Origin of the sequence: Paenibacillus sp. JMULE4, from assembly GCF_013337105.1 — a bacterium.
Lineage (GTDB): Bacteria > Bacillota > Bacilli > Paenibacillales > NBRC-103111 > Paenibacillus_G > Paenibacillus_G naphthalenovorans.
This window is the reverse complement of record NZ_SGWF01000016.1, coordinates 268,793-292,759: the sequence shown is the minus strand read 5'-3', so window position 1 is coordinate 292,759 and position 23,967 is coordinate 268,793. Positions and strand designations below refer to the sequence as shown.

The 23,967-nt window shown below is 44.9% G+C and carries 19 protein-coding genes and 4 pseudogenes; 12 read left to right on the top strand and 11 right to left on the bottom strand.

Annotated elements, in window-relative coordinates:
• Positions 1–505 precede the first annotated feature (505 nt).
• Positions 506–676, bottom strand: a pseudogene (locus EXW96_RS27725) (IS256 family transposase); the annotation flags it as partial.
• Positions 677–790: 114 nt separating this feature from the next.
• Here EXW96_RS27725 and istA point away from each other — a divergent pair.
• The 3 genes and pseudogenes from istA to EXW96_RS18700 all read left to right on the top strand — a co-directional run.
• Positions 791–2,344, top strand: coding sequence for an IS21 family transposase (gene istA / locus EXW96_RS18710; protein ID WP_035156031.1), 1,554 nt, complete (start codon positions 791–793; stop codon positions 2,342–2,344).
• A 2-nt stretch (positions 2,345–2,346) separates the two neighbouring features.
• On the top strand, positions 2,347–3,099 hold the full coding sequence (gene istB / locus EXW96_RS18705) for an IS21-like element helper ATPase IstB (RefSeq protein WP_027092891.1): 753 nt from the start codon (positions 2,347–2,349) through the stop codon (positions 3,097–3,099).
• Between the two features lie 386 nt (positions 3,100–3,485).
• Positions 3,486–4,513: pseudogene (locus EXW96_RS18700) on the top strand (IS256 family transposase); the annotation flags it as partial.
• Here the strand turns inward: EXW96_RS18700 and EXW96_RS28650 are convergent.
• Entirely contained in the window at positions 4,495–4,749 is a 255-nt protein-coding gene (locus EXW96_RS28650; RefSeq protein ID WP_181410290.1) for an integrase core domain-containing protein, read from the bottom strand. The pseudogene EXW96_RS18700 and the gene EXW96_RS28650 sit on opposite strands and share 19 nt — an antisense overlap.
• A gap of 218 nt (positions 4,750–4,967) precedes the next feature.
• Between EXW96_RS28650 and EXW96_RS18690 the strand changes: the two genes are divergently transcribed.
• Positions 4,968–6,099 (top strand): IS3 family transposase gene (locus EXW96_RS18690; RefSeq protein ID WP_181410291.1). Its coding sequence is split into 2 segments (ribosomal slippage): positions 4,968–5,239 and positions 5,238–6,099, totalling 1,134 coding nucleotides; the frame shifts between segments, so codons are not numbered across the junction.
• A 78-nt stretch (positions 6,100–6,177) separates the two neighbouring features.
• Here the strand turns inward: EXW96_RS18690 and EXW96_RS18685 are convergent.
• A complete protein-coding gene (locus EXW96_RS18685; protein ID WP_141336769.1) occupies positions 6,178–6,291 on the bottom strand; it encodes a transposase in 114 nt (37 codons plus the stop codon).
• 347 nt (positions 6,292–6,638) lie between these two features.
• Between EXW96_RS18685 and EXW96_RS18680 the strand changes: the two genes are divergently transcribed.
• Positions 6,639–6,965, top strand: coding sequence for a transposase (locus tag EXW96_RS18680; protein WP_155615424.1), 327 nt, complete (start codon positions 6,639–6,641; stop codon positions 6,963–6,965).
• Positions 6,962–7,897 carry an IS3 family transposase gene (locus tag EXW96_RS18675; protein ID WP_309225157.1) on the top strand — a complete coding sequence of 312 codons (936 nt, stop codon included), beginning with the start codon at positions 6,962–6,964 and terminating at the stop codon, positions 7,895–7,897. Before EXW96_RS18680 ends, EXW96_RS18675 begins: the two co-directional genes overlap by 4 nt.
• A gap of 79 nt (positions 7,898–7,976) precedes the next feature.
• On the opposite strand, the pseudogene EXW96_RS18670 reads toward EXW96_RS18675, so the two are convergent.
• A pseudogene (locus EXW96_RS18670) lies at positions 7,977–10,340 on the bottom strand (Spaf_1101 family AAA-like ATPase); the annotation flags it as partial.
• 982 nt (positions 10,341–11,322) lie between these two features.
• Here EXW96_RS18670 and EXW96_RS18665 point away from each other — a divergent pair.
• From EXW96_RS18665 to tnpC, 3 genes and pseudogenes are all read left to right on the top strand, one after another.
• A complete protein-coding gene (locus EXW96_RS18665; protein WP_174351139.1) occupies positions 11,323–11,535 on the top strand; it encodes a hypothetical protein in 213 nt (70 codons plus the stop codon).
• The gene (gene tnpB, locus EXW96_RS18660) at positions 11,529–11,882 is read left to right on the top strand and encodes an IS66 family insertion sequence element accessory protein TnpB (RefSeq protein WP_174351138.1); all 354 of its coding nucleotides are present in this window, start codon (positions 11,529–11,531) and stop codon (positions 11,880–11,882) included. The genes EXW96_RS18665 and tnpB overlap by 7 nt, the downstream gene beginning before the upstream one ends.
• A gap of 55 nt (positions 11,883–11,937) precedes the next feature.
• Positions 11,938–13,410 (top strand): annotated as a pseudogene (gene tnpC, locus EXW96_RS18655) (IS66 family transposase).
• Between the two features lie 472 nt (positions 13,411–13,882).
• On the opposite strand, the gene EXW96_RS18650 reads toward tnpC, so the two are convergent.
• A complete protein-coding gene (locus EXW96_RS18650) occupies positions 13,883–14,863 on the bottom strand; it encodes an IS110 family RNA-guided transposase (RefSeq protein ID WP_230876288.1) in 981 nt (326 codons plus the stop codon).
• Positions 14,864–15,272: 409 nt separating this feature from the next.
• Between EXW96_RS18650 and EXW96_RS18645 the strand changes: the two genes are divergently transcribed.
• The 3 genes from EXW96_RS18645 (at position 15,273) to EXW96_RS18635 (ending at position 16,528) form a co-directional block, all read left to right on the top strand.
• Positions 15,273–15,533 (top strand): transposase, encoded by a 261-nt coding sequence (locus EXW96_RS18645; protein WP_174351137.1) that lies wholly within the window; start codon positions 15,273–15,275, stop codon positions 15,531–15,533.
• A 119-nt stretch (positions 15,534–15,652) separates the two neighbouring features.
• Entirely contained in the window at positions 15,653–16,015 is a 363-nt protein-coding gene (locus EXW96_RS18640) for an IS3 family transposase (RefSeq protein WP_217437416.1), read from the top strand.
• A 9-nt stretch (positions 16,016–16,024) separates the two neighbouring features.
• Entirely contained in the window at positions 16,025–16,528 is a 504-nt protein-coding gene (locus tag EXW96_RS18635; RefSeq protein ID WP_141336059.1) for an integrase core domain-containing protein, read from the top strand.
• Positions 16,529–16,598: 70 nt separating this feature from the next.
• Here EXW96_RS18635 and EXW96_RS18630 read toward each other — a convergent pair whose 3' ends face one another.
• The 6 genes from EXW96_RS18630 to EXW96_RS18605 form a co-directional block, all read right to left on the bottom strand.
• On the bottom strand, positions 16,599–17,645 hold the full coding sequence (locus tag EXW96_RS18630) for a flavin-containing monooxygenase (RefSeq protein ID WP_141336109.1): 1,047 nt from the start codon (positions 17,643–17,645) through the stop codon (positions 16,599–16,601).
• Between the two features lie 134 nt (positions 17,646–17,779).
• Positions 17,780–18,862, bottom strand: a complete 1,083-nt coding sequence (locus EXW96_RS18625; RefSeq protein ID WP_155615429.1) for a copper resistance D family protein — start codon at positions 18,860–18,862, stop codon at positions 17,780–17,782.
• Positions 18,863–19,501: a copper resistance CopC family protein gene (locus tag EXW96_RS18620; RefSeq protein ID WP_141336061.1), complete on the bottom strand. Its 639-nt coding sequence runs from the start codon at positions 19,499–19,501 to the stop codon at positions 18,863–18,865. It abuts the gene before it with no gap.
• Between the two features lie 15 nt (positions 19,502–19,516).
• Complete coding sequence (locus EXW96_RS18615) at positions 19,517–20,935, bottom strand: peptidoglycan DD-metalloendopeptidase family protein (RefSeq protein ID WP_141336062.1); 1,419 nt, start codon at positions 20,933–20,935, stop codon at positions 19,517–19,519.
• Between the two features lie 103 nt (positions 20,936–21,038).
• Positions 21,039–21,305, bottom strand: a complete 267-nt coding sequence (locus EXW96_RS18610; RefSeq protein ID WP_141336063.1) for a hypothetical protein — start codon at positions 21,303–21,305, stop codon at positions 21,039–21,041.
• A 75-nt stretch (positions 21,306–21,380) separates the two neighbouring features.
• Complete coding sequence (locus EXW96_RS18605; RefSeq protein WP_230876290.1) at positions 21,381–23,915, bottom strand: heavy metal translocating P-type ATPase; 2,535 nt, start codon at positions 23,913–23,915, stop codon at positions 21,381–21,383.
• Positions 23,916–23,967: the final 52 nt, after the last annotated feature.

Genomic DNA, 23,967 nt, shown 5'->3' with positions numbered 1-23,967 from the left:
TAACAATAGAATCTCTTAATTCAGTATAAATTGTCAATATTTGTTTCATTATTCTCGAAAAATCTCTTCGGAATTCTATCGGTATACGGTTGTATACACTCTCACTAGGGACAGATTTGGCTGCAACTCACGGTATATTATCCAGAACGCATTCATGGACGCTAAAAGCGGCTTTACTTGGAGGGGGGGCATGATAGGCTGGATGCCGGTGCGAATAGTCTTTAGCTATTCACCCATTCGCAAGGACAACATGCCTGCCGGAGGTTCCAAATTAAGCCGCGGCTCACTTACTAGACTCGGAAAAGGGAGAGTACACAAAAAATATTGACACGTACTCTCCTATAAGCCTCCTAGCTTACGATAGTGTAGATATCCACTTACCAACACTACCATTTATAGAAGTTTATAATATAAAACCACATGGTAACTTAATTGAGTTCAATTTATTCACTTATATATAAAGGGTCTGTCCAGTATTTTGTGTAAACCCTCTTGAAGCAAAATACTAACGCAAATAATGACCGATCCGGTCGGGGAAGAAAACAGACAGCTGGAGGAGCATTTGTCCCCAGTTCTGCACACGTCCCGTCCATTTGCGGGTAACGTCCATTGTCGCCAGGTACAGCATCTTAAGCAGGGCTTCATCGGTTGGGAAAATACTCTTTCCCTTGGTTACTGTAACCGCTAGAATATAGACATCAGAAATCGCTAGATAATAATGAACACTTTACGCTCCTTCCTCCCCTAACTATCATTCATCTTAGAATAATCATCATGGGTGAGGAAGAGTATGAAGCGCTTAGAAAGGTGGCATATGTTTTTCTCCATTCATCAGATGAAAGAGAAAGGATTAAGGATCTCACAAATTGCTAGAAAACTAAATGTTTCGAGGAACACGGTGTATAAGTACTTGAGCATGAATCCAGATGAATTCAAACAATTCATGGAAGGTATGGAGACCAGGAAAAAGAAATTAGACCCCTATGAGCAGCGAATCATTCAGTGGTTGAGGGAGTACCCCGACCTCTCTGCCGCTCAAATATGGGATTGGCTAAAAGAGCACCATCCAGACATTGAAGTTGGGGAAAGTACCGTGAGAAGCTATGTCCGGATGATGCGGAAGATGTACGGGATCCCAAAGAGGGTACAGCAAAGGCAGTATGAAGCCATTCCCGATCCTCCAATGGGTGAACAAATGCAGGTGGACTTCGGGGAGACGAAAATGAAGAACCTTCAAGGGAATCTAGTCAAGTGCTGGTTCATGACGTTCGTTCTCTCCCATTCCAGGCAGAAATTCGTTCATTGGCAAGATCGGCCATTTGTAACGAAGGATGTGATCGATGCTCATGAATTAGCTTTTGCATATTATGGCGGAATGACGAAAGAAATCGTTTATGATCAGGATCATCTGCTGCTCGTCAGTGAAAATTACGGGAATCTAATCCTGACCCACGAATTTGCGGTCTATGTGCGTCATCGAGGCTTTCATGTCCACATGTGCCGAAAACAAGACCCCGAGAGCAAAGGTCGCATCGAAAATGTCGTGAAATACGTCAAACGAAATTTTGCACGCCATCGGATCTTCATCAGCGTGGATAAGTTGAATGAGGACTGCTTGGCTTGGTTAGACCGGACAGGGAATGCGCTGATCCATCATACGACCAAAAAAATACCAGCCGAAGTGTTCGCCCTTGAGAAGCAACATCTTCGCCCGGTCCCAGAAAAAATGCAAACTCCTAGTACGAGTATAACAAGGACTGTGCGGAAGGACAACACCATTTGGTATGAAGGGAGTCGGTATTCCGTTCCCCTCGGGACGTATGATGGCACCTCGAAAGAAGTTGGGATCCGGGTCAATGAGTCCACGCTTCAAATCCACGATGTGGATACCGGTGAAATCATCGCTGAACATGAACGCTCACAGAGGCGGGGCCAGCTCATCCAGAACACGAATCACCGGCGAGATCGCCAGAAGGGCATTGCTGCTTACTTTGAAAGTGTGAGGAGACAGTTTCCTGATCCTGATCTGGCTTCATCTTATCTGGAAGAGATTCGCCGGCTGCATCCGCGGTATACCCGTGATCAGCTCCAACTCATTCAAAAAACGCTGGATCAGGCATTTCAAGAATCCGTGGATCAGGCTCTCCGTTACTGTGTGGCCAACCGATTATACAGAGCCGTGGATTTTGCTGATGCCGTGAACCACTTCTCAAATTCTTGCGAAAAAACGTCATCGGATCGAAGCCATGTTACACAGCTGAGCGGAGTGGATCCGGCCAAATGGAAAGCCAAGCCTCAAATTCGTGATGTGGAGATCTACCGGCGCATTTTGAGAGGAGGCTAAACATGAACGAGACCATAACACACCTGAAACAAAGCTTAAAAACACTCAACCTCACGGAAGCGGCCCAGATCATTGATGAAAGCTTAATGGAGGCTGAAGAACACCAATGGACATGCAGTGAGTTTTTGCAACGGCTGCTCCGTTATGAATTAGTCCGACGAGAAGAAAAGCAACTCGCCAGACGTTATAAATGGGCGTCCTTCCCTGAAGTGAAGACGCTGGATGAGTTTCGTTTGGAAGAACAACCATCCATAAGCAAACGCCAATTTCAGCAACTACGGGAACTTCTATGGCTTGAGCAGAATTACAATCTCATCTTGCTCGGGCCTCCCGGGGTAGGGAAAACGCACATCGCCATCGGATTGGGCGTAGAGGCATTACATAACGGCTGCAAAGTGAGCTTCGTGCCGATGGATGGCTTAATTCACTTACTGAAGACACAAGAGATTTCCCGATCGTCCCAGCATAAGCTCCGGCGTATTCATAACTCTGATCTGGTCATATTGGATGACTTGATGTTCATGGCCATGGACCGGAATGAAGCAAATTTGTTTTTTCAGTTTGTGAATAAGCTGTACGGTCAAACTTCAATCATCCTCACCTCAAACAAAGGGCCGGAGGATTGGGGTGAACTGTTGGGAGATCAGGCGATCACCACTGCGATCCTGGATCGGATCTTGCATAAGAGCGAGGTCATCCAATTAAGTGGCGACAGCTATCGTCTGAAGTACCGGCAGACTATTTTCGCAAGCTAAAACTGTTCAATATTACTTAGCAATAATTGTTCAAAAGGGCTTGACGGTTACAGTTACCTTACGAAGCTGTCTGTGGTAGCTTTCGATCATATTGGTCGTGTAGATAAGTTTACTTTTACATGGAGGGGTGGGCATGGTAGGTTGCTAGCCTCGCGATGCTTGCTTCCCTACATCGCCCTATCGCGAGAAATCATGCCCGCAGAGGCTCCGTGTCAAGGGCGGCTACGACGTAAAATCAATAAAAAACTACGCATTCGCTAGAATAAGGGTATAAGACTCTAAATTTGCGGGGTTAAACCGATAGAGTCTGTAAAATATTCTGTGTAAACTCTCAAACCGAAAATATAATACAATAAGAAAAAGGCTGGTTTGAGAGGATGGCACCTATGGCTAGATTCAGTAAGGAACAAGTGAGGCGTTTGTAAAGGAGAACAACCTCAAGACGATGGACGACGTGCAGTCTGCCCTGAAAGAGCTGTTTGCAGAGACATTGCAGTCCATGCTGGAAGCTGAGCTCGATACAGAGCTTGGTTATGAAAAGCATGATGTGAAGAGCAAAACAACGACTAACAGCCGCAACGGCAAGTCTAAAAAGACCGTTACGAGCGAATATGGCGACGTGGAGATTAACATGCCACGTGACCGTAATGGTGAATTTGAGCTTGTTATCGTCAAGAAGCATCAGTCCACTGTGACCGGCATTGAGGACCAAATCATCGCCATGTACGCTAAGGGTGTCAGCACACGGGATATTCAGGATCATCTTAACCATCTGTACGGAATTGACGTCTCGCCAACGATGATCTCGAATGTGACAAACAAAATTGTCCCTCTCATTAAAGAATGGCAGAATCGGCCGCTGCAAAGTATTTATGCCGTCGTCTTTATGGACGCGATTCACTACAAAGTAAAGCAAGATGGCGCCATTGTGAACAAGGCTGCCTACATGGTCATCGGCATTGATTTAGACGGAAATAAAGACGTGCTGGGCATGTGGATTGGTGAGAACGAGTCCTCGAAGTTCTGGCTTAGCGTTTTGAACGACCTGCGTAATCGTGGCGTTCAAGACATTCTCATCACTTGTGTGGATAATCTGACGGGCTTCTCCCAGGCCATTTCCGCCTGCTATCCGAACACGGGGATCCAAAAGTGCATCATCCACCAAATCCGCAACTCTACCCGTTACGTCTCTTACAAGGATTTAAAGAAGGTAACGGCTGATCTGAAGCCGATTTACAAGGCGACAACCGAAGAAGCTGCCTGGTTAGAGTTGGATCGCTTTGAGGAGATCTGGGGTAGCAAATACCCCCTTATTATCCGCTCCTGGCGCAATAATTGTGACGAACTCTCTACCTTTTTCAAGTATCCCCCAGAGATTCGTAAACTTATCTACAGCTACACCTTAATCACGAGCGGCTTTACGGTTTGTTGAAGAACAGCTTGAAAAAATTCCTCTGGGGATAGATCATATAAACTGCCATGTATTCGTCGCTGATTGTAAAACAAGAGGTAATTGGAAACGACATGGTATGCATCTTGGTAACTCTCAAACTCATGCCTGGAGAGACAGTCTTGTTCCAAGATGGCGTGAAAAGCCTCAATGTGAGCATTTTTATTCGGTGTTTTCGGCGGAATCCGTTCATGTTCCATGTTAATGATCAATCCATACTGCCGTTTGAGGCATACGGTTAATTTTCGATAACCGTACGTTGACTCTTCCCCAGCAATAAGCTCCATTAGCCATTCTTTGATTTGCTCGTCACTGATAGGGCGTTGTTGTTGGTTAAAGGAAAACCCTGGGAATGGACGTCTACAATGAACCCATAGGGTGAGACACAGGGAGGCGATAAATAAGTTATACTGAAGCCATGGAGAAACGAAACCGATATACCGCAGAGTTTAAGACGAAGGTCGTCCTGGAAGTGCTGAGAGAAGAGCAGACGGTGAATGAGATCGCAGGGAAGTACGAACTCAGCCCAGTCATGTTGAGCCGGTGGAAGGCAGAGTTTCTGGAGCGAGCCTCCATGGTGTTCGGCCGGGAAACAAAGGAAGCCGAGAAGATCAAAAGGAACTATGAGGACAAGCAAGAGCAACTGGAGAAACTGGTCGGCCAACTGACGCTAGAAGTCAATTGGCTCAAAAAAAAATCTGGTCTCTAAGACATCGACAAGAGATCGGCAAGCCATGGTGGAACGGGATAACCGGGAGATCAGCATCAAGCGCCAAGCAGAGTTGCTGGGGATCCATCGTACGAACGTGTATCGGCGGCGGGATGTGCGGCAGGAAGCGCCGGAGAACGTACAACTGATGCATGAGATCGACAAGTTGTACACGAAGCATCCGTATTTCGGCTATCGGCGGATGACAAGCAAATTGCGGGAACAGGGATGGGCCGTGAACCGCAAACGCATCCAGCGGCTGATGCGCCTGATGGGAATTGAAGTGATCTATCCGGGACCGAACTTAAGCAAACGATATCATGCCCAGTATATTCGGCCCTACCTTCTGCGCGGCTTGGCCATTGATCGTCCGAACCAGGTCTGGGGAATTGATATTACGTATTTGCGGATGGGCAAAGGCTTTATGTATCTCTTTGCGATTATCGACTGGTACAGCCGCAAAATCATCGATTACGAGCTCTCCAGCACATTGGAGAAGGCTTTCGTCCTGACGTGCCTGAAACGGGCGCTGGGGCGCTGTCAGCCCGAGATCATAAACAGCGATCAGGGCAGTCATTTTACGAATCCGGATTACTTGGATTTATTGGTGAAGCACCAGGTAAAAGTGTCTATGGATGGTAAGGGCCGAGCGCGAGACAACAGCCGTACGGAACGCTTCTTTCGTTCGCTCAAATACGAGGAGATCTATTTGAACGAGTACGAAGACCCTCGGGCGCTTCGTAAAGCCATTACGGCCTATCTACGCTTTTACCATACCCAGCGTCCGCACCAGTCGTTGGGTTATGCCAAGCCGGATGAAGTGTATGCGCGGACCGCTTGATCGCGTCCGCTCCCCCACTACAATCGAAGGAGGACATAACTTATTTTTTCCGAAATTGTGTCTTGACAACGGGGAGCATTACATTTTACCGTCAATTCCATGGCGTCTTGCGACCTGACTGGCATTTCCCACTTCAAGCGCCTCTTGGATGAGCTGCTGTTTAAATTCTATGCTGTAACTTTTTCTCTGCATCTTTCATCCCTCCACTTTACTTCATTCACATTCTAGTGGATTAAGAGAAAAGACTCAAAGGTAATTTCGGGGCTTTAGAGCTATATAAAAGACAAGGATCGTTGTAATATTCAACGATCCTTGTCTTTTTAGGCATCCAATTTATGAATAATTGTTTTGTACATATTCATTTTGTGTTTAAATGAAGGTTCTCCACCTTCTAAGTAATTGATAATATGTTTCATTATAGTCTTATTACTAGGATAACCACTTTTTTCAATCCATCCATGTGCTTTTTAGCCCCCAAATGAATTTGGACAGTACACCCCTTACTCCGATACAATAATATTAAGGCGGAGGGGAACGAAATGAAGAAGAAGCAGTATGATCTGAATTTCAAGAAGATGGTGGTAGCCAAAGGGAAAGAGATTGGCAATATGACCGCCGTAGCAAGGCAACACGATCTGGATCCGAAGATGGTGCTCCGATGGGCCAGAGAACTGAATCGTAAGGATCTCGATGAGTTGGATGGGACAAGCGTCAAGCAATCAAAGTTCGTTCCAACAGCTGAGGATTATGCACAACTGGAAAAAGAGAATGAAAAGCTCAAGAAGCTCTATGCGGAGCAAGCCCTAGAGAGGGATATTCTCAAAGACCTACTAAAAAAAACGAACCCGCACTTGCGGATAAAATAGAGATTGCCCAGAAGTATATTGCGCTTGGGCACAGCATTAGTTTTGTCCTTCGTGTGCTTGAAGTGGAGCGATCCACTTACTACGCTTATGTGAATCGAAGGCTACAAGCGCTGCCAGCATCTACCCACAGCGGCGGTCGTCCGGTGCCTGGCCTATCGTATACACAAGATGGCGAGCCGGTTAGCGACGAGCAAATCTGCGAATGGTTAATGGAACTTCTGGCTGGCGAAGGCTCGTCTTACGGCTACCGTAAGCTGACCGTGTTGCTCAGAAGACGCCATGGACTAAGGATCAATAAGAAGAAGGTTTACCGCCTTTGCAAGCGAATGGATGTGCTTCGTCCACAGCGACAGCTCAAGATCAAGTATCCCAAACGACTGGCTAACAATCGCGTTATTACAGGCTCCAATCAGCTTTGGGAAACAGATATTAAGTATGGTTGGCTTCATGGCGAGCAGCGATTTTTCTTCTTGATGAGCATCATCGATGTGTTTGATCGGGCCATTATCACCTATCATATCGGATTAACCTGCGAGGCACGGCATCTCGTCCAGATCACACAGGAAGCTCTGATGAAGCGTCAATGCTTTGACCAAGCGAGCATGCCTGTCATCCGCTCAGACAACGGCCCACAGTTCATTAGCCATCGGTTTGAAGAGGCGTGCGCAGCGTTCAAACTGATCCACGAGCGTATACCGCCAAAGACGCCGAACAAGAACGCGCACATTGAATCGTTTCACTCCATTCTGGAAGCAGAGTGTTATCGCCGCCATGAATTTGAGACATATCCACAGGCCTATGAAATCGTCAGTCAGTTTATCCAGGATTATAATCGCATTCGAATCCACGGCAGCATCTACGACTTATCTCCGTACGAATACATGGAGGCCGTTAAGCAAAGAACTGTTACGCCAAAGCAGATAAAGGTCTAATTCAGCGTAAACCGATGCAATTCAGAGCAATGCTAAGAGTGAAATCGAATAAGAGGTGCGTTGTCCATAATACGGGGGTTTATCCGTGTGCATTATTGGATTCTAACACTATTACCTGTTCTGCATCCGCATTGGTTACTATTGTCGAACTGTGTGTAACAACAATTATTTGTCTGTTGTTTTTTATTTGTCGTAAGCTGTTAACAAGATTTTTATAAATATACTGGTTATCAAGATTATCCTCTGGTTGGTCAATGATTAAAGGTGTGTTATCGGCAGTAAATTTACCATATTCAAAAAGAAAAGTTAGAATTGCGACCACTTTCTGACCTAGGGATAATAAGCTGATGTCCTTCATATTTACTCCAATTGAGTTTACTGATTCTCTCGAATTAACGTTGAATTGGAGTGTAAAATCATCAATAATTTCAAAGTATTTACCTAAGCAAAGTTCTAGATTTAATTTGTTCTCGACAAGCTTGTCCTTAATACGTTTATAAACAAACGGAATATCACTCGATGTCAGTTGCCTTATTTCCTCATCGACGTCATCAAAATTTCTTTCTTCACTTGAGGAAAATTTTAAAATAGAAACAACTTGTTCTAGTTTCCTGAATTGGTCACTCATTATTAAGATTAAAAAATCTATAAGCCCCACTTGTTCCACTTGAGTTTGAATAAAACGTTCAATATCACCCCAAGTAATATTTATTTTAGGAAGATAAGAGTTACTTATAAAATGAGCTGTTAAATCATCAAGGTAATACGCGTGATTTTTCTCTTTTGGGGAATAGATAATTTGAAGCTGATTACTATAGTTAGTATTGAACAAGCCTATCTTTTCATCAATAAAAGATTCCCTCGTTAACATACTGGATTTTAAACTAGGTAGTTCAGTGGCAAGAAACTTTTTGAGGTGCATTCTATTAATACTAGCAATCGATTTTAAAACCCGATCTTTCTCAGGGAATGGCAATCCATTAAAGACAACCTCTCGAATGAATGTTCCAATATCATCAGAGTTTATTTGGTTAATAATATTATTTATAGAATAGCTCTTTCTGTAAAAACCACTCATTATTAACAACTTTTCTTCTTGACTGATTTCATTAAATGAAATCACATCCGTCTGATTAATTACTTCGTAAAGATTTACCCAATGATGTTCTAACTTAATTAAACCCTGATTCGGATAATACTGAACAAATGCCTTAGATGAATAAAACTGTCTCCCGCTTGAATAACGGGCAGCCTCTTCAACTTGCGGAATAAATCGAAGCATATATTCTTTATCATCATATACAAAGAGAACATAGATCATCTTATTTTTACAAATAAAGCGCAGCTTTTTATCAGAGTCAGTTTCTAATGTAAAAATAATTTCCAAGATACTAAGAAGAGTGCTTTTCCCGGTACCCCTACCTCCTATTATGCAATTCAAATCGCTTGAAAAATCCGCTAAAAATGAACTGTCATTTTTACCACGAAGATATCCATCCGAACCAGGTTCAATTAAGATTCCTTTGATAAATTTATTTGTGATAGATGGTTTATCGATGAATACACAAAACTTATGATTCAGAAAGGCCTTTCTCAAAGAATTAAAACTCACATCACTCATTTTAATCCAAGTGTTATTTAATCCTAGTTGATTGATTGTATGAGCATCACCTTCAAAAATAAAACAATATTTTTCTTCTGGATCCACTATGTCAAATGATTTTAAACGTTCTAATTCTCTGTTTATACACCGTTTATTAGTAACTCCAATAACATTCATATAAGGCAAGTTAAAAAGCGTATGTTTATACAATCCTGAAGTATTTATCTCAGCAGAGTTAATATGTGCAATATACCCTATTCCACCGATTTCATGGATTTTACCCATCATAGAAAGACTTGTTTCATAGGTGCCTTTTTCTTCAGAAATTATATTATTGTCCACTAACTTTTGTACTTTTGATAAATATTTTTCGTCAAATATACCGACTAAATGTAACTGTTCAGAACAAGAAATCTCAATACCAAGTAACAAATTTATGATTTTCCTATTTTCATCTTTACCTTTTATACGTTCCTTAAAATACTCTTCAAGTGAGTGTTTCAATTTGAAATATCCATTAATCGTATTGTGATCTGAGATAACCGCAATCTCTACACCTGATAAATACAGTTTATGTGCAATCAGCTTATAGGTGATATATTCTTTAATCGATTGATAAGGTGTATTTTTTAATAACACTTTGTATTCGTCAGTATCATAATAACCGGCCGATATTTCTTGTACAAAATGGCTCGTCTGTTCTTCATCAAAATATCCTAATTGATTAGCTATATGAACCACATCAATACTTGTCAGGTTTTTATATTCTTTCCCTGGTACTAATTTATAATCATAAGATGCTGGTGTATGTATATGAAATTCACACTTCAATAGATCTCCAAATTTTTTCTTTCTCTATTAATTTGCTTATATTTCATCAAAAGAATATCAAACAACGAGATCACCTCTTTGAATACTGACGAATTTTGTCTTTATATAGATGTTATCATATAAAAGTGTGATGAATAAAGTGGGAATTAGCTTTGGAGCCAGTCAGTTAATCAAAAGAGGAGACTATCAGAGATGATATTAGGGATATCTTAAGGGAACTTGAAATACTTGGGTATGAAGATGCGAAGGCAAAAACGATATTGATTAAACATTATCGACAATCAGGCGATCTTAGGGTTTTTAGGGGTTTCCAGAAAAATTGTCTAATTGCCATCTTGAAAGTTGGAATTTCAAACCTAACTTGAAATAGGCGGATAAGTAACCTACTTTGTTCGTGGAGTGGAGTAGCAAAAAAACAGCTGCCGCGGGAAGCCTTCATAGTATAAAAGATTAGGCACCTCAAATTATACCAGGTTAATACTTCCCCTTAGGATGTAATAAACGTATGTTCTCGTATAAGCATGAAATAGAGCCTCCAACTACACGACGATAATATTCACGTAAATGTGTTGAATGAACAAGACGCATTTTGTAGCTCCATAGGGTTGTCTATAATAAAAAGTATGCATTTTTCCCGGTTAAGGTTACATGATTTTTTACAGACCTAAAACTTAAATCTGATTTTCCCACCCAATGTGGGTGGGATTATTTTTAAAAATATTTTTGTCTAAAGCTTTTTCTAAAGCGGCCAACACTTTGTCTTGTACCCTTATGGGAGATTACCGCTATCCAAATTACTCAATGTCTGTAAGCGTCAAACCCAGCACACCTGTTCATAGGAAACAAAGCCTGTCACAATGAATCCATCATACCTGGAGAGGATGGACTTATGATGGAAGAGACGTTGCAGGAAATATGGACGAAGCGCATTGCGGCCTATCAGGAAAGCGGGCAAACGATGAAGACCTGATGTGCGGGGCAGAACCTGACGGTGCATCAGTTAAAATATTGGCTGTACAAAGCCCAGAGACCGCATTCCCGGGCGGCATCTTCTGCGACCTTCCGTGCCGTGGCCGTCACAGCCCCGGAGCCGGAAAACGACCGTTTATGGATACAGGTCGGTTCCGCTCGCATTGCCGTGCGCCCGGGCTTCGATCCGCATCTGCTCCGCGATGTGGTAGCCGCGCTGGTGCCTGAATGCTGAATCCGGCTGCTGCTTCGCAGGTTTATTTTGCCTGCGGCTATACCGACTTGCGCAAATCGATCGATGGCCTGGCGGCGGTCGTCCAAGAACAGTTTGCGCTGAATCCTTTCTCCACGGCGCTATTTGTGTTTTGCAATCGGAAACGCGACAAACTCAAAATCCTGCAATGGGATCATGCCGGCTTCTGGCTTTACTACCACCGTCTGGAACGGGGAACGTTTCAGTGGCCCTCGGACGGATCTGCTCCGCTCTGCCTGACGCAGCGGGAACTACGCTGGCTTCTTGATGGCCTGTCGCTCAAGCAGCGGCACGCCCATCCTGTCGTATCGCCAGAAGCGGTGATCTGAAACATGGGGTAAACCGTAGCAGGATATGGGCAACTGGCTGTCGAAATGTACAGCTATGAAAACAGAAGCGGAATCCCTTACTCTGGAACAACTCCAGCAGCAAAATGCCAGGCTGGAACAACAAAATGCCGAACTGTCGGCCAAACTCAAATGGTACGAGGAGCAGTTTCGTCTGGCGCAGCAGAAGCGCTTCGGCGCTTCCAGCGAGAAGACACATCCGGATCAACTGGAACTGAACCTGTTTAATGAGGCCGAAGTGCTGGCCACGCCCCAGGGGCAAGAACCTGAAATGGAGAAGGTCACCTACGAACGCCGCAAAACAAACGGCAAGCGCGAGGCGGATCTGTCCAAACTGCAGGTTGAAACGGTGACGTACACGCTGAAAGAAGGAGAGCAAATCTGCCAGTGCTGCGGCGGATCACTACATGAAATGAGTACGGAAACGCGCAGCGAAATCGGCATCGTGCCTCCGCAAGTGAAGGTCATTCGGCATGTGCGGCAGGTGTACGCCTGTCGCCACTGTGAACGTAACGAACTGCAGACGCCAATCATCACCGCGCCGATGCCCAAACCGGTGTATCCGGGCAGTCTGGCCTCGCCGTCCATTTTGGCGTATGTGATGTGCCAGAAATACGTGGACAGCCTGCCGCTGCATCGGCAAGAGCAGCAGTTTGCCCGCTTAGGGTACATCCTGTCGAGGCAAACGATGGCAAACTGGATGATCTACGGCGCGGAGCAGTGGCTGATACCGGTAGTGGCGGTAATGAAGGCGTACTTGCTGAAGCAAGATATGCTGCATGCGGACGAGACGACGTTGCAGGTGCTGCGAGAGCCGGGGAAGTCGGCAGAATCCGCCTCGTATTTGTGGTTGTATCGGACAGGGCGTGACGCACAGCCCGCCGTGGTCTATGACTACCAGCGGACGCGAGGCGGGGAGCATCCGCGGAACTTCCTCTCGGGCTTCAACGGCTATCTGCATGTCGATGGTTATCCGGGTTACCACAAGGTGACGGGCGTCACGCTGGTGGGGTGCTGGGCGCATGCGCGGCGCAAATATGATGAAGCGCTGAAAGCAGCGCCGGAAGAACGTCACCAGGCACGCGCAGAGCGAAGCCGTCCGGTGCTGGATGCTTACTATGCGTGGCTGCGCCAACAAAAATCCCGGACGATGCCAAAAAGCCTGATCGGCCAGGCGATTGCTTACAGCTTGAACCAATGGGAAAAGCTTACGGCATTCCTGAAGGACGGGCGGCTGGGGATCGATAACAACCGCAGCGAGCGTTCAATCAAGCCGTTTGTGATCGGGCGTAAAAATTGGCTGTTCGCCAACACGCCCAGAGGTGCTGCGGCCAGCGCAGCGATCTACAGCGTGATCGAGACGGCGAAAGAAAACGGGCTGCATCCGTTCCGGTAACTCATGTACCTGTTCGAGCAACTGCCGCAGCTTGCCAATCCGTTGGATCCTCAGGCACTGGAGCCCTTTATGCCGTGGTCCCCGTCGCTTCCGGACTCTTGTCGCCTCACCTAATCTTTATCCATCATACATTCGCTCCCATCTGACTGCTAGGTGGGGGCTATTTGACGCTGCTATGAACGTGACTTGTCAAGTCCCCGTATTTGATCTGCTAGAGCACTGAGCACGAAGGCAAAATGTGAGCGACGGTTGGCACACTGCTATCCGTGGGTTGGGTACCACATGGTAAGCCTACGTCAAAGGGGCTGCCGCTAACTCACTTCGCATTTCAGGAAAGATTTCATCCTGATGCAGCGTCAAACCGCGGGTTCTCCCTTATACCTGTCCTTTGCCTTCGGGTTCAATGCTCTAACGGGAGCTTGTCAAGCGAACTCCTTGACAAGTGGATTAATTTTACCGACACTTTCAATTCCCTCACCCCGTTTTGCGGGTGAGACGCCACACGGCGAGTGTGGGAGTGCAGGGGGCAACGCCTCCTGCGTATCCCCCAGCGGGGGACGGAAGGGGGCTTCGCTTCCTCTAACATTCAAGCATCCTCTAATGTGCGCGCAACGGCCCAGATGAATCCTGTCAGTTCCCGTGCTACAGCGCCGATTGCTACATTCGCAGGCCTTCCTTTCCCATAAACCAACCGCTTATACTTGCCATGTAGGCGTTCTTGCGCTTTCCACGATATTGCTTGAACTTCGGCGGACTGTCCATCCAGTCGTTCTGCTAATTCTCCTTTGACGGCTGGGCTATAACGGTAACTCCAGGAAGCTTCAACGATGGCTCTGCGTAAGTGGGAATTCCCTGCTTTTGTCATTGATCCCCGCCGTACAGTTTGACCCGAGGAGTGCTCCCGGGGCACCAATCCCAGATACGCCATCAGTTGCGCAGGAGATCGGAATCGCTCGAAACTTCCAATTTCTGCCGCAATCGTAACGGCGGTTAACAGGGCAATTCCACGTAACGATTGCAAGACATGAATGACCGACGCTTTTGCTCCTTTCGACGCTTCTTCCATGATGGCAGACTCCAGTCGTTTCTGCCGTTGTTCAGCCTCATGGACAGCATATTTGTATTCTTTCCACATGGCTTGATGGGCGGGTTGCGTTTCAAACTTGAGCGTGTCCAGCCAATTCCGGTACTTCTGCGTCCAGCGTCGTTTGATCGTGACGGGAGGATGGATTTGGTGACGCAACAAAAACTTGATTAATCGCTGTCTGGCACGATGTAAGTCCTCCCTTGCATCAGATCGTGCTCGAATCAGATCGCGCAGTGCTTCATCCTCACGAGTTGGGACGTAAATAGATGTCAGCTCCCCGGCACGAAATAGCCGCGCCAACTGCAGCGCATCACGGCGATCCGTTTTAATGCGATCCCCTGCACGCTTGGGAATCAGTGTAGGTGCGATTACACAACATTGTGCCCCCATCGACGTAATCCACCGATAGGCTTCATAGCCGGTTGGTCCGGCTTCATAACAAAAGGCCAGCGTTTCTTTATCTCCCAGTTGTTTAATCAATTTTCGAAGCGCCTAAGCGGTATGTGGAATCGTACCGTACCATCTGGGCTCTTCTCGACCTGCTTCAGCAACAGCAACAGCAATTTTTTCCTTTGAGACATCTAAACCAATGAATTTTGTGGTAGACTGCATACTAACAGCTCCTTTTGCTTAGTAGCTCTGAAATGGTTGGTTTCCTTACTTTCCATTTTAACCTACGATTCTCAGCAAATACGGAGCTGTTTCACGTTCATCATAACTCACCAATGTCTTCTCGATGTGGCTCCATCAAGAAAAACTGGTATTACATTCAATTCTTGGATCACTCCCATATATCTTCCTTCATCAATTCATCCTCTTTAGCCCCTTTTTGAACTTGGACAGTCAACCCCTTATTCCGATACAATAAAAGTAGCCGGAGGGGAACAGGATGATGAGAAATCAGTACGATCTAAACTTCAAGAAAAGCATAGTGAGTAAAGGGCTTGAGAACGGGAACATGACAGCGGTGGCCCGGCAGCATGAGCTGGATCCCAAGATGGTGTTGCGTTGGGCCAGAGAGTTGAAACGCAAGGACATAGATCAATTAGATGGTGATGGTAAAAAACAACCAAAGTACGTACCAACAGCAGAAGATTACGCCCAGCTTGAGAAAGAACTCGAGCGCATGAAGAAACTCTATGCCGAGTAAGCACTGGAGCGTGAGATTCTCAAAGACCTACTAAAAAAAACGAACCCTCACTTAAGGATAAAATAGAGATTGCTCAGAAATACATCGGTGAAGGACACTCGGTATGTCAGGTGCTGCGTGTGCTGGAAGTGGAACGATCGACGTATTATGCACATCTTCCAAAGTCGAGCCACCAGCAAGGCGCAATCCACAGAAAAGGCCGTCCCGTACCTGGTTTATCGTATACACAAGTTGGGAAACCAGTAAGTGACGAACAGATTCAGGAATGGATTATGGAGTTCCTGTCCGGAGAAGGATCGGTCTACGGCTATCGAAAGCTAACAGTACTGCTTAGACGCAGACATGAGCTGGTAATAAACAAAAAGAAGGTTTACCGGCTGTGTAAGCATCTCGAGGTGCTTCGTCCACAGCGGCAGTTAAAGTTGAAGCATCCGAGACGATTCGCGAATAACCGCGTCTTAACCACGTCCAATGAGCTGTGAGAGACGGACATTAAGTATGGCTGGATTGCCGGCGAACAACGCTTCTTCTTCCTGATGTGCATTATTGACGTGTTTGACCGGACGATCATTTCCTACCACATTGGCTTGACCTGTGAAGCAAAAGATCTCGTGCAGATCACACAGGAAGCGCTCATGAAGCGACAGCTCTTCAGTCAAGAGGCCAAGCCGATCACTCGCTCAGATAACGGCCCACAGTTTATAAGCCACCGCTTCGAAGAGGCTTGTGCGGAGTTCAAAATGACACATGAGCGCATTCCTCCAAAGACACCGAACAAAAATGCACATATTGAAGCGTTTCATGCAATCCTTAAACAAGAGTGCTACCAGCGCAATGAATTTGAAACGTATCCGCAGGCCTATGAAATTGTGAGTGAATTCATTCAAGAATACAACCAAAATCGCATACATGGCAGCATTTATGATCTGTCGCCCTATGAGTACAGAGCAGCTTTGAAAGCAGGTTCCGTAAAGCCGATTGAGGTTAAGGTCTAATAAATACCGGGTAATAACGAGCAATTCGGAGCATTATGGGATGAAATGAATAAGAGGTGCAGTGTCCAGACTAAGGGAGTTTAACCGCATCCACTACATACCGAGCATCTTCAGCAACTCCACCTATCAAAGCTGAACCTCTACGGTATTGCCAAGGTAACCCAAGGAAAAAAAGTCCACGAATGGAGCTTTTACCTCTCTGATGAATCGGTTTTCCTTTATCATCGAATGCCTTATTTATATCGATCCAGTTATAGTCAGAAGTAAATCCAGTGGCCCAGATTATATTCTTCACTTGAACCGAGCTTTTATCTTCAAATAAAGCGACATCCTCTGTCATCTTGTACGTTCTCGGTTTTAGAACGACTTCGCCATTCTCAATACATTTTTTTAGCTCATATCCAAAAATCGGATCATACTGCTTACTGATCCATCTTCCAAGCTTAGAATCGATACTTGCACTTAGAATTCCCAGCTTTTTGAACCACTCAAAAATACTTTTACCAAAAAACTCAAGGGGAAGGAATTTCATTTTGTGACCGACAGATAGTATTACTTCTCGTTCTTTCGCAAGCTCGACTGCGATTTGTGCGCCTGAATTTCCAGCTCCAATCACAAGAACTTCTCCTTCATTTAATTGAGAAGGATTTATGTAGGAAGAACTGTGGACTTGGAAAATATCATTACTTAGATATTCAGCCATCTTGGGAATAATCGGTTTCTGGAAAGGACCTGTTGCGACAATAATATGCTTGGCTGTATATTGGCCCTGATTTGTCATTACTCTAAATCCAGTAGATGTTTGTTCCAAGAGGATAATTTCCGTATTCATTTGAACCGGTATTGAAAAATATTCTGCGTAGTATTCTAGATAATCTGCAATTTCATCTTTACCTGCATACCCATTGGGATCGCCTTTTAAGTTTAACCCTGGCAAAGAACTGTACCAGCGGGGAGTAAACAAAACCAATGAATCATAACGATTTCTCCAACTATCCCCGACGCAAGTCCCTTTATCTAGAACAACAAAACTGTAATTATTTTTCTTCAAATAATAACCCGCCGCGAGTCCAGCCTGACCGGCACCAATTACAACCACATCATATTCACGTTGCAATTCCATCACCTTCAAATAGATTATTTTATTATATGAGAATTTATTCATGTATAATTATTGTTAAATTTTTGCTGGTTGTCAACAAAAAAACAATCTCATGCGAGATTGTTTATAAATTAATACATGGTGGTGTTCTATGCTACGGCGAACATCAATGAGAGGTATCCGCATACTACAAAGAACGCTGAAGCTGCCAACGACCAAAGGGTTCTTTGTTTTTTCCAAGCCATATATAAACCGATGTATAATCCAAGAACCGCTATAAGAAAGAGAGTTATACTTAAAGCATCAGGAGAAAATGAAAGCGGAATGACTTGCTTCAAATCATTTCCCGCCACAGACAAGAACAGAGGCGACGGCCCCACCTCTTTTATAAATTCCTCAAGATCTTCATGCACAGGAGATTGCTGGCCCATAAAGGCCGTAACCGCAAAGAGAACAACAACGAATATGCCTTCCGTTTTCAACCAAGGTAAAGGATTGGAGGCAACTTTGCGGAACAGGAACGTATTTAGTAACGCCAATCCTAATATAGGAACAATCAGCAAATGTTTTATCAACATGGCCTGGCCATAAGATGATATCCAAGAGTTTAAATAATTGGGGGTTACTTTGCTCATCAGCAACAGGCCGGCAGCTATTGTAACCAAGACACACCCAATGGCTAACGGCGTAAACCAACGCAGGAAGGCTTTCCAGTGAACAACCTCCTTAACGAACCAACCGATGACCAGCATGACCCCGATCCATACAATTGCAGCTAAAAAATGTAATGTATGTGCGGCAAAACCAATCCATTCATGGACAGTTGCTGAATGACTCGCCCACCCCATGGCCAAAACCAAGAAAAAATTAAAGACGGAGATACCTATCCATTTATAGCTCAACATTTTGGAATCGGGCTTTAAGCCCAGAAAATACAAGATTCCCATCGCCGCAAATATTGTAACAAACCATGCATTGCCGATTTTATAGTCGCTAAGGACTGTGAACGTAATATATCCGATCTCATACCCCAAGTTAACTCGAAAAAATATTATAAGCTTGATAACCTGCACCGATGATAACACGACGATTCCGAGTACTGCCCACGTTAATATCGTATCGGACATCTGAATGATAGGCTTCTTCCGTTCCGGAACGATCGCAAGCACACATGCTCCTGTTAACAAAGCGAAACAGACATAGAGCAAGGCTTCAGAAAGAACATAAATCAATTATTTCTTCCTCCTGGTTAAGACAACCAGTGAGATGGCAACCAAGATCGCAAGGGCTCCAAGCAAGTACACGACTGTGTTAGAAGACGGTGCTGTATCTTCAGGGTGATCTATCTGTCCGGTATTGCCCCCGCTGGACTGTGGCGTCGCCGGGGCAGTCGTCGTATCCGGTTGTTTTTGCTCTGGTTCCGTTGGTGTTTGAGGCGGCGTTTTAGGTTGTTTTGCCGGTTCTGCCACGGGCTGTTTGCTTTCCGGTACATTTACATTGAAAGAAAACTGCCCCTTAATCGGATGACCGTCTTCTCCGACAATCGTCCATTGAACCTGATAGCTTCCATTCGCTAAAGGTTGGGCCAATTTCCCCGACATCGTTTTTTCTTTTATTTGTATATCCGTTACGTCTACATTTTGATTGCTGCTGTCCAAGAGCTTAAACGTGCTCAAGTTTTCCACCTTACCGGCAAAGGTCAACGAAATTTCCTTTAATTCGGTAGTAATCTCTTCTCCATCTTTTGGATTAGAAGCTTCAAGTCCTGTGTGAGCCGTAACGCTAACCGAAAGAATCAAGGAAAGAAACAAAGAGAGCAGGGTTAACCAAAATGTTTGTTTGAATTGTCGACTTTTAAGTAACATAGCCATTGCTTATTCCTCCGTTTATCGATTCAAATATTTCAAAGGGTTTTGCTGCGTACCGTTTTTTCGAATTTCAAAGTGAAGATGGATGCCGGTTGAATTCCCTGTGCTTCCCATGACGCCGATCTTTTCGCCCTTTTCAACCGTTTGTCCGCTTTTCACCTCAATCTTACTTAAATGGGCGTATAAGGTTTGATATCCGTTTTGGTGATCTATAATGATGCAGTTTCCGTACCCGGATTTTTCCCCTGCAAAAGCGACTTTACCACGATCAGAAGCTAGAATAGAACGATTGGACGAAACTGCATCGGCTCCGGCATGCAGCTTACCCCAACGTTTTCCAAACTCGCTTGTCAGTTTCGGCGAAACTATAGGCCAAACAAACTTGCCTGTCCCGTTACCAGGAATCACTTTCGTGCCCTGTCGCACGATTTTATCGACTGGTTCTTCAAGCACAACCTCATTCTCAGGTACTTCCTCCACCAGCTCACCATTGATTTTTGTCAGACGGTATGTAATTTGCTTGATACCGTCTTTTCCTTCCTGGACTACCTGGGAAACGCCGACTCTCATAGACGGATCGTTCTGAACTTGTGTACCACGGGGAATGGTTAATGTATCCGTACGCTTTTCCAACGATTGCACCGAGAGAATTGGTTTGGATACCGTCAAATCCAATACATCCCCGATATTAATAAAATCATCTTGAATCCAAGGATTGTTTTTATAAAGAAGGGCCAAAGGTATATTAAACTTTTTCGCAATACAAGAGACACAGTCTCCTTCTTGTACCGTATACTTCACCGGTTCTACCCCGCCTGTTTCCAATGTGCTGCGAATTTGATCAACCGCACTGATTTTATCCGGTGATGTTACCGTTTTTTGCAAACTCACTTCTTGTACAAACTGAAGCGATTCTAAAACAGGTTTGCCTGTCTTATCGTCATTATCCGCCGCGGAAAGCGAACGCACTTCATTCGCATTTAATGTATCTGGGTGATATTTACGTTTAATCCCTTCAAGTAAAGCCTGGGCTGTATCATAATCCTTGACAACCCCGATGGCTTTGCCGCCTATACGTATTTCAACACCTACTGCAGCTGGCGTCAAACGTTTTTCCAGTTCGGTAATGACAAGGTTATTATCATAATCCTTTCGGATCGTTCTCTCCAATTCAAACCGGACTTGCCCGCCTTGCAGCTTCATGCTGGCATGCGGGAATTGCGCGGATAAAGCTTGTTCTTTCTTTTTGATCCATTCTTGTACTATTTCTTGATTGCTTACAGAACCAATATAGGTTTGATCAAGATACACACGATATCTATCAATCGCGCTTGCATTAACATAGGCAACAATTCCAACAGCTCCGAGAATAAGTGCAATTAGCGTGAAAATCCACTTTCGACGATGGTAGTTGAAAAGATCGACAGATAATTTCACAACAACCTCCAGTACGTAAACAATGTTGTTCTTTCACCTTATTCTTAACATATCACATGGCCATTGGAATAAAAACGATGTTTTATAGTTTTATTTGACAAGTTTATGAAGCAAGCAGCACAACAACGATAACTGCCATTGAAACCAACGTACCCAAAATACCTCCGAGTAACCAAGACTCTTTCTTCTTCATGAAGAAGGACAATAATAAATGTAATACAAACGGTGCCAGATACACAAACAATCTTATGCTTTCAGGAAGTCCGATAAATTTGTCTACCGCAAATGCTATCAGCAATACAATAATGATCTGGATTGCACTGTTTCTTACTTGCTTAAAGTCCAACACTCCGGAAATATGAAAATGCATGAATTGTCTCTCTCCTTGTAGTTATGGACGAACTCCTGTCCATAGACAGGAGTTCGTTTTGCATGGAACGATCTATTAAGGCTTGCTCTTTAAAAGTCTCATCCCGTTAGCAATAACAATAAGTGAACTTCCCGTATCAGCCAGCACCGCCATCCAAAGCGTTGAACTTCCGGTAAAAATAAGGATTAAAAAGATCGCTTTAACCAACAGTGAAAATGCAATGTTTTGTTTGATGATATTTAGTGCTTGGCGGCTCAATCGGATCGCAAAAGGTAGTTTGCTTAGGTCATCCGACATTAATGCAATGTCAGCCGTCTCCAAGGCCGTGTCTGTGCCTGCAGCCCCCATGGCAATGCCGACCGTTGCAGTCGCCAGTGCAGGAGCATCGTTCACACCGTCACCTACCATGGCTAAGGACCCGTGCCGCTCCATAAGCTCACGGACGGCAGTTAACTTTGCTTGGGGTAGCAGCTCTGATTGGACATCAATCTCCCCCAATTCCGCCGCTACGGCTTGTGCCGTGCCTCGATTATCCCCTGTGAGCATGACCATTCTTTCTATTCCTTCTTGTTTCAAAACCTGCAGTGTCTTCCGGCTCTCTGGACGTATTTCATCCGATACAGCAAATACCGCGATAGCTTCAACATCTGTACCAAGGATCATAACGGTTTGACCCTGTTGTTCCATATTTTGAATCGTAGTTTTTGCTGTTTCCAAAGAAACATTCAACTCATGTATAAACCACCGTGGATTACCGATATAATACGTTGTTCCTTGAATGGTTGCCTTGGCTCCTTTTCCGGGAAACGAAGTAAAATGCGAGCTCTCCAGGATTTCAATATTTCGTTCTTGAGCATGTTTTACTATCGCTTTAGCCACAGGATGCTCCGACTGCTTCTCAACCGCCGCCGCAACGGAAAGCACGTCGTCATCTTTGTATTGTCCAAAAGCCACAATCTGGTTTAATTTAGGTATGCCCCGCGTTAACGTACCGGTTTTATCAAATGCAATAACGTTTACAGCGCCTAATCTTTCTAGATGAGTGCCGCCCTTAATTAGTACCCCGTTTCGGGCTGCATTGCCGATGGCCGAAACGATGGACACGGGAGTAGAAATCACTAAAGCGCAGGGGCAAGATACAACAAGCATCATAAGCGCACGATAAAACCAAACGTCGAACGGTTGATTTAAGAATACGGTAGGAATGATGGCAATTCCTAATGCTACAACTAGAACAATCGGAGTGTAGTATTTAGCAAAAACATCAACAAATCGTTGAGACGGTGCTTTCTGGGCTTGCGCTTCTTCCACAAGATGAATGATTCTCGAAAGCGTGTTGTCTTGGGACCGGCGTGTCACCCTTACTTCCAAGGAACCGTGTTCATTGATGGTACCCGCAAACACATCATCCCCCGTTTGCTTTTCTACCGGAATGGACTCACCGGTTATTGGTGCTTGGTTGACCGCTGAAGCCCCTTTGACAACAACCCCGTCCATTGCGATTTTTGAGCCCGGTTTCACGATCATGATATCGTTAATCTCAATCTGATCGACGTGAAGCATCATCTCGTGGCTTCCCCTACGAATTAAAGCTTCTTTTGGAGAAAGATCCATCAAACCGCGGATCGATCGTCTTGTTCGGTCCATGGTATAAGCTTCTAACGTTTCACCGAGCGAGAACAGAAATACGACGGCGGCCCCTTCTTCCCACTCCCCGATTAACGCCGCTCCAAGTGCAGCAATCGTCATTAGAAGATCCATACCGATGGTACGGGACTTCAAGCCATACAATCCTGTCTTGGCAATCCGGTAACCTCCGGAGATCATGGCAGCTGCGTAGAACACATTCGATGTAGATTCCGGAATGAGTTCAAAGAATGAGAGAAGCCATCCGAGAATAAATAATGTACCCGATATAAGCGTCGGAACCGCCTTTTGGTTTCGACTCCAGAAACTTGCTTCTTCAACAGATCGCGAAGACGTGCCGCTCTCAACTGTTGCTGAATACCCAGATTTTCGAACAGCCTCGCTTATATCCGTGATAGCTGAACCATCGTGAACTACCGTCATTTTGGCGGCACCGTAATTAACTGATACATCCTTTACAGCTGGAAGTGCGCCTACCCGCTTTTGCAATTTTTGAGCGCAGTCGGCACAATCCATACCATCAATTCGGAAAATAGTTTTCACCGTGTGATCATCATTATGATAATCCACGCTGTAGCCAAGCTGGCTTACCTGTTTCTTGATTACGTCAATAACTCCCTCATCCTGATACTCCACTTTCATCTTTGCCGTGGCGAAATTCACAGAGGCCTTATCGACTCCTGCAAGCCGTGAGACAGCTATTTCGAGCTTCGCGGCACAGTCCCCGCAGTGCATCCCTTGAAGGACTAGCGTCGAGTGAATCGAATGTTTGGCATGTTCCGAGTGATCTGAGTGTTCATGATGGTGAGAACCGCAGCAAGCTTCATGCTGATGAGTCGTACGTTGCTCAACTGCTGTAACTTGGTTATGGTTATGATCATGACCGCAGCCACAAGATTCTTTTTCCGACAAACATGTTTCGTTTTCTGATGAGATCCGGGCGTCACACGCTTTGTCGCTCATACTCTCCAACTCCTTAATCATTACATATGAACACTTATTCATTTATTAATTT